9 protein-coding genes are annotated in these 14,848 nt (G+C 48.7%); 4 read left to right on the top strand and 5 right to left on the bottom strand.

The genetic code is table 11. The annotated features are described in order from the left end of the window. Positions 1 to 7: 7 nt before the first annotated feature. Together C4S60_RS09270 and erpA are read right to left on the bottom strand one after the other, a co-directional pair. Positions 8 to 1,123, bottom strand: a complete 1,116-nt coding sequence (locus tag C4S60_RS09270; protein ID WP_103880065.1) for an efflux RND transporter periplasmic adaptor subunit — start codon at positions 1,121 to 1,123, stop codon at positions 8 to 10. Positions 1,124 to 1,382: 259 nt separating this feature from the next. Next, positions 1,383 to 1,724 carry an iron-sulfur cluster insertion protein ErpA gene (gene erpA, locus C4S60_RS09265; RefSeq protein WP_103880064.1) on the bottom strand — a complete coding sequence of 114 codons (342 nt, stop codon included), beginning with the start codon at positions 1,722 to 1,724 and terminating at the stop codon, positions 1,383 to 1,385. 304 nt (positions 1,725 to 2,028) lie between these two features. Between erpA and hemL the strand changes: the two genes are divergently transcribed. Then, positions 2,029 to 3,321, top strand: a complete 1,293-nt coding sequence (gene hemL, locus C4S60_RS09260; RefSeq protein ID WP_103880063.1) for a glutamate-1-semialdehyde 2,1-aminomutase — start codon at positions 2,029 to 2,031, stop codon at positions 3,319 to 3,321. A gap of 51 nt (positions 3,322 to 3,372) precedes the next feature. Here the strand turns inward: hemL and C4S60_RS23880 are convergent, their stop codons facing one another. Next, a complete protein-coding gene (locus C4S60_RS23880; RefSeq protein WP_279626943.1) occupies positions 3,373 to 3,495 on the bottom strand; it encodes a hypothetical protein in 123 nt (40 codons plus the stop codon). Positions 3,496 to 3,658: 163 nt separating this feature from the next. On the opposite strand from C4S60_RS23880, the gene C4S60_RS09255 reads away from it, so the two are divergent. From C4S60_RS09255 to C4S60_RS09245, 3 genes are all read left to right on the top strand, one after another. After that, complete coding sequence (locus tag C4S60_RS09255; protein WP_425275114.1) at positions 3,659 to 4,732, top strand: AI-2E family transporter; 1,074 nt, start codon at positions 3,659 to 3,661, stop codon at positions 4,730 to 4,732. Between the two features lie 69 nt (positions 4,733 to 4,801). Next, complete coding sequence (gene rsmC / locus C4S60_RS09250; protein ID WP_103880061.1) at positions 4,802 to 5,824, top strand: 16S rRNA (guanine(1207)-N(2))-methyltransferase RsmC; 1,023 nt, start codon at positions 4,802 to 4,804, stop codon at positions 5,822 to 5,824. A 239-nt stretch (positions 5,825 to 6,063) separates the two neighbouring features. Further along, a complete protein-coding gene (locus tag C4S60_RS09245) occupies positions 6,064 to 9,450 on the top strand; it encodes a response regulator (RefSeq protein ID WP_103880060.1) in 3,387 nt (1,128 codons plus the stop codon). A gap of 85 nt (positions 9,451 to 9,535) precedes the next feature. Here the strand turns inward: C4S60_RS09245 and acnB are convergent, their stop codons facing one another. Together acnB and C4S60_RS09235 are read right to left on the bottom strand one after the other, a co-directional pair. Then, positions 9,536 to 12,133, bottom strand: coding sequence for a bifunctional aconitate hydratase 2/2-methylisocitrate dehydratase (gene acnB, locus C4S60_RS09240; protein ID WP_103880059.1), 2,598 nt, complete (start codon positions 12,131 to 12,133; stop codon positions 9,536 to 9,538). A 301-nt stretch (positions 12,134 to 12,434) separates the two neighbouring features. After that, positions 12,435 to 14,756 carry a patatin-like phospholipase family protein gene (locus C4S60_RS09235; RefSeq protein WP_103880058.1) on the bottom strand — a complete coding sequence of 774 codons (2,322 nt, stop codon included), beginning with the start codon at positions 14,754 to 14,756 and terminating at the stop codon, positions 12,435 to 12,437. Between the last annotated feature and the right edge of the window lie 92 nt (positions 14,757 to 14,848).

Genomic DNA, 14,848 nt, shown 5'->3' with positions numbered 1-14,848 from the left:
GGCCTCCTTATTGGCTTTGTTGTTCAGCGATTTTATTCGCTTGATCAACACTGATTGCCTCAACTTGGTCACCATCGCGCACAAAACCTTGACCCAGCACGATGATATCGACTCGCTCTCCAAGGCCAGTAAGCCACACTCCGTCCTGCTCAGCTTTGACCAGTTGAATTGGAATAAAATCGACGCGATTCTCATTGAGCACTTTGACGCCCAGATTGCCACTTTCATCCAGCGCCAGCATGGCCGGAGTGATCTTGATGGCCAGTTGCTCATCCAGTGCCAACTCTACCTCGGCACTGACACCGGCGGGTATGCGCTGATTCGGGTTAGGGACTTCAATCTCGATAGGAAAGGTGTTGGTGGCGACGGAAGATACCCGGGAAATATAGCGTAAAGTGCCATCCACTGTATCGCCACTGATAAAGCGAATCCTGGATGGCTGATTCAGTTTCAGCTGCTGTATGTGGCGCTCGCTAACATCGGCTTCTATTACCAAGGTATCGAGGTCAATCAGCGTCGCTACCGGATCGCCGACCCCCACAAAGTCCCCCAATTCAATAAACAGGTGATCCACAATGCCCGCAAACGGAGCTTTGACGGTCGTATTACGCAGCGCCAGTTTCGCGGCACTCACCATTGCTTTGGCTTCGGTCAGATTTGCTGCGGCTGTGGAATAGGCCACTTCGCCCTGCAAGCCCCTGCTCTTAAGGGATTTAGAAGCATTAAACTCTTGCAAGCGCACGTTATACATGGCTTGTGCCCGCTCCAACTGGATCTGAAGATCCCCTTTATCAATCTGAGCTATCGCTTGCCCTGCCTTTACCGCATCGCCTTTGCGCACATCCAGCTGGATAATCTTACCCGCAATTTCAGCGCCAAGTTTAGCGGTTCTATCAGGTGCTGTGCGACCATAGAGATCGATTTTCTTTTCGATCTGCTCTGCATCGAACGTTTGGTACACCACTCGGGCAAGCGGCACGGTTTCAGAACTGGAGGATTGAGATGAGTCCTCTTCCGCTTTCAGTACGCCCAATCCGAGCCAAACGGAAAGTGCGACAACGCAGAAAAGCGAAATTAGCCAGGGACGTCTTGATAAAAAGCTGCCAGATGAAGTGGTTGGCATAATCATTTCCTTATAATTGTATTTTTTGCTAACCCTACTACGAAGCATACCGGTAATTGGTTCTAAAAAGTGATTAGCAATCAGACGTTAAACGACTTCCTTCTGTTTAATGTCGGTCTAAGACTACTTTACTTAGTCTGGATAAATAGACAACTAAACTTCTCTCCTAAATCATATGATTGTCGCTAATAGTGTGGCCATGCCGAACGTCGGGATCAAAAAAGGCGAACATATGGTTCGCCTTTTTAAGCATTTTGACTTAGACGCTGAATGACGCCCCACAACCGCATGTCGTTGTGGCATTTGGGTTGTCCACGAAAAAACGCGATCCTTCAAGGCCTTCAGTATAATCGACCGTGCCGCCAACCAGATATTGTAAACTCATCGGGTCAACCACCAACGTCACACCACATTTTTCAATGGTAGTGTCACCTTCGTTTACGCTTTCATCAAAAGTAAAACCGTATTGGAAGCCGCTACAACCACCACCAGTGATATACACTCGCAGTTTTAGCTCTGGATTTTCTTCCTCGGCGATCAGCATTTGTACGCGCGTTGCCGCTGCTTCGGAAAAGTTTAATGGAATAGCTACATCACTCACGGGAACCTCTCTTGCTACTCAATCGCAAATAACACCCTGCTCATTATAAAAAATGACCAGATATCCCCTGCGATGACAGACTACAGCCCGACTTTCTGTCAGACGTGACATTGTTTTCTAAAGTTATTGCGCCAGATTATCTAATACCTGAGTGCTTCGTTCAAGTATTAGACAAGAGCAAATTAATTAAGATGTACCCAAAAGTCGTATCAATATAAGAAAATGTGCTCAAAACACTTCTAGATTCTGTGCGGAGATGTACAATGCAGCACACTTGGTCCGTACAAGCAAAGAGGAACTTTCCATGACCAAATCAGCAGAGCTGTATGAAAAAGCGCAACAGACCATCCCTGGTGGTGTTAACTCTCCGGTTCGTGCCTTCAATGGCGTAGGCGGTTCACCGATTTTCGTCGAACGTGCCGATGGTCCTTTGATTTTTGATGCTGATGGTAAAGCGTACATCGACTACGTTGGGTCATGGGGGCCAATGATTCTTGGTCACAACCATGCGGTAATTCGCGATGCTGTGATTGACGCGGCACAGCGAGGCCTGAGTTTCGGTGCACCAACCGAAATGGAAATCAATATGGCGGAACTGGTTCGCAAACTGGTGCCATCAATGGAGCAGCTGCGTATGGTGAGCTCCGGCACCGAAGCGACCATGAGTGCCATTCGCCTGGCTCGTGGTTACACTGGCCGTGACAAAATCATCAAGTTCGAAGGCTGCTACCATGGCCACGCCGACAGTCTGTTAGTCAAAGCAGGTTCTGGCGCTCTGACCCTGGGTCAGCCAAGCTCTCCAGGTGTTCCTGCAGACTTTGCCAAATATACTCTTACCGCTCGATTCAACGATCTGGACTCAGTCAAAGCCTTGTTTGAAGCCAACAAAGGTGAAATCGCCTGTATCATCGTTGAGCCTGTCGCTGGCAATATGAACTGCATTCCACCGGTTGAAGGTTTCCACGAAGGTCTGCGTCAAATCTGTGACGATGAGGGAGCACTGCTCATTTTTGATGAAGTCATGACCGGTTTCCGCGTGGCGCAAGGTGGCGCACAAGCTTACTACAACATCAAACCAGACTTGACCACGCTGGGCAAAGTGATCGGTGGCGGTATGCCGGTAGGTGCTTTTGGTGGCCGCAAAGACGTCATGCAACACATCGCGCCGACAGGCCCGGTTTATCAAGCGGGTACCCTCTCTGGTAACCCTATTGCGATGGCTGCAGGTTACGCGTGTCTGACTCTGCTATCTGAAGAAGGCAACGAGAAACGACTGGCAAGCAAAACCAAACATCTGGCTGACGGCTTCAAAGAGTTGGCCGACAAGCACGGCATTCCTCTGGTCGTCAATCAGGTTGGTGGTATGTTCGGCTTCTTCTTTACCGAGCAAGAGACCATCACCTGCTACGAAGACGTGGCGAAGTGCGATATTGAACGCTTCAAACGCTTCTTCCACCTAATGCTGGATCACGGCGTGTATCTTGCCCCTTCGGCGTTTGAAGCGAGCTTTACCTCTCTGGCTCATGGCTCAAAAGAAATCGAAGCCACACTGGAAGCTGCAGACCGCTGTTTCGCTATGCTGGCTCAGGAAGCGTAATCGCGTTACCGTGACAGTTAGATATAAAGGGCTGAATTAATCAGCCCTTTTTCATGCCTGCCAGTTAATAACCACCAGCAATAACAGCACGCCGATGGTCAGCGCAAACCGTGGAACAGAACGCTTGGAGCGCGTCTCTGAATGACACGGTTTATCGTTGTTACAACAGCCCATAATCCCCTCCTTCATACGGGTCAATGAACGGTATTTTACATTGATAACTCAACATTTTGCGTCCATTATATGACCACTACTGCCTATGTCTGTAGGCATTTGTCTGATTTCTAAAATTGAACTCCTGCTATCAGGGGGATAAGGAAACGTAGTGAAAAATAAAATGAACGTTAGCGCGAGTCACTGGGTGTTAATTGCGGCTCTGCTATTCGCGGCGTTTGCCTGCTATCTCCTGGTCGAGCCGTATATTAATTCCATTGTGATGGCGTTTATTCTATCGCTATTGATGTTTCCTATTCACGACTGGATTGAACACAAGCTGCCGAAACACAAAAACATCGTTTCATTGCTCTCCTGTATCGTGTTGACGTTTATTATTGTCATGCCACTGCTGTTGGTTTTCAGCGCCATCGTTCAGCAAGGCTCTGTGTTCTCGCAGAACATGTATCAGTGGGTCACCGGGGGCGGGATTCAAGAGGTGATTGGCCACCCCTGGGTCAAAGCAGGCCTCGCTTTTATCAACGACTACTTGCCTTTTGATGCCATCGATCCACAGGACATCGCGCAAAAAGCGGCCGAGTTCGCTACTTCTCTGGGATCAAACCTGGTCGCAATGAGTGCCAAAATTCTCGGTGATGCGACCAACTTCCTGATGAACTTCTTCCTCATGCTGTTTGTCTTGTTCTTTTTACTGCGCGATCACGACAAAATCATCGCAGCAATCCGTCATATCCTGCCGTTATCACGTAGCCAGGAAGATCGCTTGCTAGGGGAAATTGAAAAAGTCTCAAAGTCTGCCGTCATGGGATCATTTCTCACCGCGATCGCACAAGGTGCTGCGGGTGGATTTGGCATGTGGTTAGCGGGTTTCCCAGGGCTATTCTGGGGCACCATGATGGGCTTTGCTTCATTTATTCCTGTGGTTGGAACCGCGTTGATCTGGATTCCGGCCACGGCCTACTTGTTAATCACTGGTCAAACGGGATGGGGACTGTTTCTGGCAATCTGGAGTATCGCCGTGGTAGGTTCCATTGACAACGTACTGCGTCCTTTGTTGATGCAGGGCAGTGCCGGTATGAATACGCTGATGATCTTCTTCTCGTTACTGGGGGGGATTCACCTGTTTGGATTAATTGGTCTGATCTACGGTCCATTGATTTTTGCCATCACTATGGTGCTGTTCAATATGTACGAGGAAGAGTTTAAGGACTTCTTAGACGGTCAGGATAATAGCTAGAGAGCTTTTTTCAGGGAGGGCTTTGTGAGAGAATCGCCTCCCTTAATTACTATCAAGAGATCACTTGTCATGGCATCTTATATCGCCCCTAGCCAAATCGCCGAAAGGCAACTGGAATATTTCGCGGAGAAGCGCGTTTTGGTGATTGGCGAGATCGAAGATCAGTTTCCGGTAGAGCTACGCAAACACTGTGACAAAGTGACGGTGTTCACCAGTAATTACATCAGCTATCGACAATTGAACCGTTCGGATAAGATCACCACGCTGTTTGGTGCAGAACTGCCTGAAACGATCGATGCCAACATGATCCTCATGTATTGGCCAAAGGCCAAAGCCGAAGCACAGATGCTATTGGAAATGGCGCTGGCCCGCCTTGGTAACGAGACTGAAATTGTCGTCGTTGGCGAAAATCGCTCTGGCGTCAAAAGTATCGAGAAGATGTTCTCTGGCTATGGCCCTATTAACAAATATGACTCTGCACGTCGCTGTTCATTTTACTGGGGCGTATGCCACAGCGCACCTGAACAATTTACACTACAAAACTGGTTTAAAACCTATGACGTCGAGCTGAACGGACTGAAACTGATCGTAAAAAGTCTGCCCGGGGTGTTCAGTCATGGTGAATTCGATGGTGGCAGTCAGTTGCTACTGAACAATCTTCCCCCTCTATCAGGTAAGGTGCTCGATTTTGGCTGTGGTGCCGGAATCATTGGTGCCTTCATGGGGCTGAACAATCAGAATCTAGAGCTCAACCTGTGCGATATTAATGCGTTTGCCATTGAATCGAGTAAGCAGACCCTGTTAGCAAACGGACTAACCGGTAACGTGTTTGCCTCCGATGTGTATTCGGACATTGATCAGAACTTTGACTTTATCATCAGTAATCCGCCTTTTCATGCCGGCCTGGATACCAGTTACTCTGCCACTGAAACCCTGTTGTCCGAAGCGCCACGTCATCTGTCTCGCGACGGTCAGCTGGTCATTGTTGCCAATAGCTTTCTGAAATACCCGCCGATCATTGAAAAGCAATTTGGCCACTGCCATACCCTTGATAAAAATCGTAAATTTGCGATTTATCACGCAACAAAATAAGTTAACTTCTGCGAAAGCGACTTGAATCGCACTCAGTTCAAGTCGCTCATAATTCGTCACTTTTTAGTCGACACCCAGTTCAATACTTCCCCACTCTTCACACTTTTGCTTCAGAATCGTTATTTTTGTGTTACTCAACACGCTTTATCGCAAACTTACTTGCCTAAGAAAAAAAAGTATTTAGATTAACAAGGTTAACAGCCCCTTTCATTCTTCATACCGAGAATTCAGCGATAACCATGTTCAAGTTGTATCGAAAACGAAAATTCAAGCGACTGCAAAATACCTTGATGATGGCTTTTTTGATGCTCAGCATTACGCCATTAACGGTAATAGCGCTTTTCTTTTTGAATGCTCATAGTCAGGATTTGCGTGATCAAAGTACCGCACACTTAGTGTCGATCCGAGACACCAAGAAGCAACAGTTGATCAACTATTTTCAGGCGCAGGAATCGGAAGTCATGGGATTTGTGCGTTCTGAACTGGCCTACGCCAGCGGTGGCCGATTCTATGGTCTGGTCAATGCCTTTCAGCGACTCGGCGATGATATAGAACAAGCGAGGCAACACGCTCAGGAGCGCTACATTCTTGGCTCTGGCAATCAGGTTAAAACCGCCATTCTTCCCGACTCAAGCAGTTACGTGGGCAGTGAACGCTACCGCCTGCTTCACAAACGTTATCACCGTGCGTTTATGGAGCACATCAAGCGTTCCGATTTTGATGACATTATCCTTGTCGATCTTGCTGGCAACGTGACCTATTCGGTATATAAACACGGTTACTACGGTACCAATCTGGAAAACGGGACGTTCTCCACCCAGATCCTGGGAGAAGCCTTTGCTCAGCTTAAGTCAGAAGTCACTCAAAAACGTGAAGAAAACGAAGAATATACCCCTGTCATTGTTTCTGATTTTGCGATTCAGGATGAGCAGCAATATGCCTGGCTTGGGGCACCCATCATCCAGCAGGGCTATTTACACAGCTACGCCATGTTCCGCCTGCCGATCAAAGGCATCACTCAGTTGATCACCGACGGCAAACCTGAAGACATAGAATTGCTGTTAGTCGGCAGTGATCACTCGCCAAAAATATTAGGTCTGACGGCGCAGAGTATCGAACAAAGTGATAAGGTCATTTCACAAGCTCTGTCCGGACTGACCCTGGTGGGAAGCTATAAAAATGCACTCGGGGAAGACTACTTTGCCGCCTTTGCACCAGTACAGCTAAGTAACACTCACTGGGCTCTGGTGGCCGAAACCCCTGAAGCGATTGCCTTTGCCAGTGTCAATCAACTGGAAACCCTGTTCGTGTTCGCCATGCTCACCGCCATAGTTCTGGTGGTGATTGCTTCACACTACCTTTCCAACTTTATTACATCGCCACTGTTGAAACTGACCTGGGCAGCTGAGAGAGCCTCGGGTGGGGATCTTGAACCTTCAATCATCAGCGCGGATCGAAAAGATGAAATTGGTCGTCTGGCGCTGAGTTTTGAGCGTATGCGACGTTCAATCAAAGAGAAAATCGAACTGATCAAAAGCCAGAATCACGAGTTGGAACAGAACCTCATTACCATCAAAAAGCAAAATGAAGAACTGCAGCTCGCCAACAAACTGAAAGACGAGTTTCTGGCAACCACATCCCATGAGTTGAGAACCCCTTTGCACGGCATGATTGGCATCGCTGAAGCCATGATTTCAGGTGCCAATGGCCCCATCGCAGCCAACCATAAGTATCAGTTGGATATTATCGTTAACAGCGGCCAACGACTGGCCAGTCTGGTCGATGACCTGCTCGATTACCATAAGATGCGCTACGGCAATCTGGATATCGAACGCTCAGCTCTGAGTCTGACCAGTTCTACCCAACTGGTACTGGAACTGTCCCATCACCTGCTTGGCGACAAAAAAATCCGTATTATTAATCAGGTACTCGAGCCTCTACCGTATGTCTCTGCCGATCCCCAACGCCTGGAGCAGGTGCTGTACAATCTGGTTGGCAATGCCATCAAGTACACCAACGAAGGTAAGATTGTTCTGTCTGCAACGGCCATGGAAGACCACATTCGGGTGCAGGTCGTTGACACAGGTCAGGGTATCCCGGCGCAACAACTTGAGCACATCTTTGAGCCTCTGGTGCAAGCGGGTCACGACTCTAGTCATTATCGTCAGGGGGCAGGCCTGGGATTGTCCATCAGCCGGCAACTGATTGAATTGATGGGCGGCTCACTGTATGTGAGTAGTCAGCCCCATGTTGGTACAACGTTCAGCTTTACCTTACCGCTGGCAACACAAGACGAGATAGAGCAGATGTCACATCTTGCTCACCGCAGCCATTACCATGTTGCTGAGCCCTCTGAACTCAATCTGGAAGAGGAAGAAGTGCTGCCAGAGAATCCCGACGGTCCGGTGCTGCTTGTGGCCGATGATGAACCGGTGAACCTGCGTATTCTCGAGAGCTTTTTACGCCTTGAAGGGTATCAGGTTGTCTTGGCGAAAGATGGCTTAGAGACCCTGACGCTGATCGAACAACAAAAGCCAGATTTATTACTACTGGACATCATGATGCCGGGAATGAGCGGCTTTGAAGTCTGCGAGACCATACGTGAACAGTACGATCATGCCCAATTGCCGATCATTATGCTCACTGCGTTAAATCAGTCAGAGGACCGGGTGCGTGGTTTTGAACTCGGTGCAAACGACTATTTGGCGAAGCCGTTCAGTAAGCCTGAACTCGCGGCGCGTATCGCTGCTCACCTGCAGGCTAGCAAAGCTGAGCAGAGGCGAGCAGAAAATCAGTCACTCAAGTATGAAATCAAGCAACGTGCCTTAGTTGAAGCCAGTTTGCTGGAAACTCAGGGACGATTGATCGAGCAACTGGATAGCGCCCCAGAGGCGATCGTCTGCATACGTGACGACCTAAAGGTGCAGTTTGCTAACCAGAGTGCGGCCCGACTGTTCCGGCGCAGTGTAGAACAACTGAAACGCTCCAATGTCGAAGAGTTGATTGGTCCCAAATTTATCCACTTATCACAAGAGCATTACTGCGGTGACATAGATGTCTTCGTCGACGATGTCCGGCAGCACATCAACGCGGATGTCCTGACTCTCCCTGAAAGCTCTGGACTCAAGAGCATTTATATTTTTGAGCAAGGCCAGTCTCTGGATGCGACGCGAGTCAAAAACCTGGAAGCGGCAATTGATGCCCTGTCAACCTATGCCATTGAAGGCGACAAAGCCAAACTTCAGGAACTTAAAGAGCTGGGCGGGGAGTTTACTCGTCTGGCTGATAAAGCGGCGGATGAGGAAAAGTCACGCCCAGAAATGATGCGCGAGTTATTGGTCGAGACCATGACCAGCTCGTTAGACTACTGGGAAAGCGTCACCGGTCAAACTAAGTTTGCTTTTGCCGAGCAAAGCGGCTTGTGGCGTGTCTATTTGGATCGAAGCACGCTACAAACTCGTACACTGGACAAATACCTACGCATTGAAACGCTGCCAAAAACCCCGAGATGGCGAACCGTTCTCAGCTCCATTGACTACATACTGGACCACTGTCAGCGCCAAGGTCCGGAACGCGACCACATTATCGCGGTACGGGATAAACTGCAGAAACTGCTGACTCAGTAAACTCGTCGCTGCTACCCGTATGACAATAATAAAAAACGGCCACTGAAGTGGCCGTTTTTTGTTCAGTACTTTCCTGAGCAAACTATTATGCTGGCTCTTGGAAAATCACCGTATCCGCTTTCTCTGTGTACTGCCCCATACGGTGGAAGTTCAGGTAGCGGTATGTATCTGCTGCCGTTGGATCAATTTGCTTCATATACTCCAGGTATTCTTCTTTGGTTGGAATCTTACCTAGGATTGCACCTACTGAAGACAATTCCGCAGACGCCAGGTACACATTAGCACCCGTACCCAGACGGTTAGGGAAGTTACGCGTTGACGTAGACATTACCGTCGCTTCGTCAGCTACACGTGCCTGGTTACCCATACACAATGAGCATCCCGGTGTTTCGATGCGAACCCCAGCGCGACCAAAGATACCGTAGTAGCCTTCTTCTGTTAGCTGGTCACGGTCCATTTTCGTTGGGGGAGCAATCCATAGACGAGTATCAAGCTGACCATTGTACTTCTCAAGCAACTTACCTGCGGCACGGAAGTGACCAATGTTAGTCATACAAGAACCAATGAATACTTCGTTGATTTCTGTCCCCTGAACGTCAGAAAGTAGACGAGCATCATCTGGGTCATTTGGTGCACAAAGGATTGGCTGTGTCACGTCAGCAAGGTCAATCTCGATAACATGTGCGTATTCTGCATCGCTATCCGCTTGCATCAGTTCTGGGTTAGCCAACCACTCTTGCATCGCAATAATACGACGCTCAATAGTACGACGGTCACCATAGCCTTCTGAAATCATCCACTTAAGCATAGTGATGTTTGAGTTCAGATACTCTTCGATAGACTCTTGAGACAGTTTAACGGTACAACCCGCAGCACTACGTTCAGCCGAAGCATCAGAAAGTTCGAATGCTTGCTCAACCGTCAGGTGCTCAACACCTTCAATCTCTAGGATACGACCAGAGAACTCGTTGATCTTACCCGCTTTCTCTACCGTCAACAGACCTTGCTGAATCGCATAGTAAGGAATCGCATGAACCAGATCACGGAGCGTGATACCCGGCTGCATTTCACCTTTAAAGCGTACAAGGATAGATTCCGGCATATCAAGAGGCATAACACCTGTTGCCGCAGCAAACGCGACAAGACCAGAACCAGCAGGGAAAGAAATACCGAGAGGGAAACGAGTATGTGAGTCACCACCGGTACCAACAGTATCAGGCAGAAGCATACGGTTTAACCAAGAGTGAATAACACCATCACCTGGGCGCAGTGAAACACCTGCACGGTTCATGATGAAATCAGGTAATGTATGGTGAGTGTTCACATCCACTGGTTTTGGATACGCGGAGGTGTGGCAGAATGACTGCATCACTAGATCGGCTGAGAAGCCCAGACATGCTAAGTCTTTTAGCTCATCACGTGTCATTGGTCCTGTGGTATCTTGCGAACCAACCGTCGTCATCTTAGGCTCACAATAAGTGCCCGGACGAACACCTTCAACACCACATGCTTTACCCACCATCTTCTGAGCCAGTGTATAGCCTGCATCTGACTCTTCAACGGCTACTGGACGGCGGAAGACTTCTGATGGTTCAAGTCCTAGAGATTGGCGAGCACGGTCTGTTAGACCACGACCAATGATAAGTGGAATACGACCACCTGCGCGAACTTCATCAATCAGTACGTCTGTTTTTAGTGCAAACTCAGCCAGAGTTTCACCAGTTTCATGGTTGCACACTTTGCCTTCATACGGATAAACGTCAATCACGTCACCCATATTCAGCTTTGTCACATCCACTTCGATTGGCAGTGCGCCAGCATCTTCCATTGTGTTAAAGAAGATAGGTGCAATCTTACCACCTAGCACATAACCACCCGCGCGCTTGTTCGGTACATTCGGGATGTCATCACCCATGAACCACAGCACGGAGTTGGTTGCCGATTTACGCGATGAACCGGTACCAACAACATCACCCACATAAACCAGTTGATGACCTTGCTCTTTCAGTGCTTCGATCTGTTTGATAGGGCCAATTGAGCCAGGCTGGTCAGGGTCAATGCCATCACGAGCATTTTTCAGCATCGCCAGAGCGTGAACCGGAATATCAGGACGAGACCATGCGTCCGGTGCTGGAGACAGGTCATCGGTATTGGTCTCACCCGTTACTTTGAACACGGTAAGAGTGATTTTTTGTTGTAGTTCAGGTTTTGACAAGAACCACTCAGCTTCAGCCCAGGACGTCAGAACCTGCTTTGCATAGGCATTGCCTGCTTTGGCTTTTTCTTCCACGTCATAGAATGCATCAAACATCAGCAAAGTGTGTGATAGGGCTTTAACCGCGATCGGCGCAAGCTCAGCATCGTCAAGCAGTGCGATCAGTGATTCAATGTTATAACCGCCTTGCATGGTGCCAAGTAGTTCAGCTGCTTTTTCACGGCTGACCAGCGGAGACGTCACATCGCCTTTAGTCACAGCCGTTAGGAAACCCGCTTTAACATAAGCAGCTTCGTCTACGCCAGGTGGGATACGGTTCTCTAGGAGGTCAAGGATGAACTCTTCTTCACCCTGAGGTGGATTTTTCAGTAACTCAACAAGTCCAGCAACTTGCTCAGCGTCTAGAGGTCTTGGGACAACTCCTTCGGCAGCACGCTCTTCGACGTGTTTACGGTAGGCTTCAAGCACGACTTTTTTCCTCTCATTGCGGTCCCTCCTTAATAATTAGAATTAGGAGTGGACATCCTTGGAAACTTGGCTCTCCATTGCCATATGTCGTCATCAATAATTGAATCAGCAGCGCCAGAGAGGCCAAACTGTGGGGCGAAGAATAGCAAATTTAACGTTAGATTAAAATCTTATCATTTTGACCAACATTGCAAGTTTAAGTAAAAATCAACGATTTCCAACTAAAGTCGCAACAAGTCAGCGCAAACTGCCCCTTCATTTTAAATATCTATATTCAATATAACTATGAGTGATACCAGTGTTAATAGTCGGCACCAATGATTAAGTAGAACGAGTTGAGTCCGGTTTCTACTCGTCCATACGATAGCATGATGGGCCCTACGGGCGAATCAATTCCGGCAAACACCGACCCCGCCAAAAACAGCGGCGCATTTGATACATTCTTGTCACCATCCCATACACCACCATACTCAGCTGAAGCGCCCAGATAGACCGGAGACTGGAACATACCAAAGTCGTTATCAAACCAGCGGTAGCGATACACCAAACTGCCATAGAGTTTATTTTGGCCTATCAGACTATTTCGGGGAATACCGGACAGGTTAAGAAAGCCACCGAGCTCTCTCGGGTTCACCGGTAACGAGTCGTTTTCAGTTTCAATCATGCCATAATCAAACGACCCTACCAGGGTATTGCGAGCGAAGGTTCGTACGTACTTGGTTTTTACTGATATCTCATAGGCATTGTCTGAAAAACCTGAGGGCTGGTCACTCACCGTTTGGTCACCGCTGTCACGGGAGTATACGTACTCCAGATCCACATACCAGCCTTTGGTCGGTAAACTGAAATCATCCAGCGTATCCAGTTTGTAATTGGCAAAGAATCCTTTCCTGTCGAACTCAAACTTACCCGCGGATTGCAATGGCGATACATAAGACTCACCCGTGGTATAGCGTGCGCCCAGCTTAAACTCCTGCCATAAGGTCGCGTGGTATCCCAGAGCCAGTTCCCCCTCCCATTCACGGTAACTCACCGGCACAAAGTCTGCCTTACCAGTTAACGCTGGCTCTACACACCCGGTTTCGCTCTGGTTGATTTGACACAAAACGTTGCGACGATCACTGTGATACTTGGCTCCGGCGAGCAGAAAAAAATCCTGATTCAACATAAATGGAGAATAGAGCTCCGCTTCCACCCGCTTGTCGGTACCAAAATCGGCATTCAGTCTCAACTCCGCACCACGGTCATTGAGGTCGGTAAAGTTGGTGGTAACGCCAATCGAGTAAAAACTGTTCGCATTGAAGTCTTCCTCAAGGAAGAACCGGAAGTCCATGTAGTTGGGTCCCCAGGACTTCTCTCTGACATCCAGCTCCAGTACCGTTGCACCGTTCTCATCGGTCTTGTAGTGGTAGGTAATCAGCTCAAACCGATCCAGAGCATACAACTCTTCAATGCTCTGTTCGATTTCCTCTGTTTTCAGCGCTTGGCCCGCTTCCAGACCCAGTCGCTTAGTAATCAGCTCATCACTGTAATGACTTTCGTTATTGATGACGATGTGGTCGATGACGTTCTCATCGCCGTACACCAGGTTTTTACGTGCCTGCTGTTTTTCATCGATGTATTGCTGGTACTGAGCGCCTGAGACAGTGAGTACACTGAGTTGTTGTAAATTCCTATAGGCGACGTCATACCCCAATTGATAAGCTTGGGGCATTGAAGAAAAGTCCGTCGTCGAAATTTGCCCGACTTCAGGATTGAGGTATATATCCTGTTCCTCTAGCGCCTGCATTTGCTCTTCCGTGCTACGACGAACCAGATAATTAGACAACTGCTCTCCGACTGAGAAGAAACTGCTAAAATCTTCGCGGTCTTTGTAATCGCTGCTGATATCAACCGCAATGATAATATCAGCCCCCATCTGTTTGGCGAGCTCTACGGGCATGTTATTGGTGACACCCCCATCCACCAGCAGATAGCCATCAAGTTCATAGGGAGGCAACGCACCGGGCACCGACATACTGGCCATCATGGCGTCAACCAGATAGCCTTTATCAAGAACCACAGGTTCCAGTTTAAGGATATCGGTCGCGACTGAACGGTAAGGAATAGCCAGATCATCGAATGTTTCAAACTGAGGCAGGTTGCCGCTGGTTTTGCGCAAAATACGCAGCATGCTCTGCCCTTGCACCACCCCTTTGGGCGCTTCTATGGAGCCGAAGTGCAGGCCGATGTCAGTGCGAATTTGATAGCGGTCTTCGGCCTCTTTATCGCGCACTCGGCGCTGACTGCGGCTGACTCTGTCCCGGTAGCCGTTGTTCCAATCCACCGAGTAGATGAAGCTGTCGATCTCATCGGCGCTCATCCCGGTCGCGTAGAGACCACCGACATAAGCCCCCATGCTGGTCCCGGTAATAATGTCGACCGGGATCTGCATCTCTTCCAGCGCTTTTAGCACACCAATATGTGCGGCCCCCTTGGCACCGCCACCCGCTAACACCAGGCCAATTTTCGGCCTGTCTTTATGGTCATCATTGCCATCGACAGAATCAGTTGCGAGCACGGTCCCACTGCAGGTCAGGAAAGTCACGGCTAATAGCCACAGAGTCAGGCGTTTCACATTCATCCCTAAAAGCGCTTTTCGTTATGGTTAATTAAATATATCAGTAAATTAGCGATTTCTCTTGTTATTTAACATTAACTTTAACCTGCTGGTGC

The sequence above is a fragment of the Vibrio hangzhouensis genome (assembly GCF_900107935.1).
Taxonomy (GTDB): Bacteria; Pseudomonadota; Gammaproteobacteria; order Enterobacterales; family Vibrionaceae; genus Vibrio; species Vibrio hangzhouensis.
Note: the sequence above shows the minus strand (reverse complement) of the source record. Positions and strands in the feature narration are given on the sequence as shown.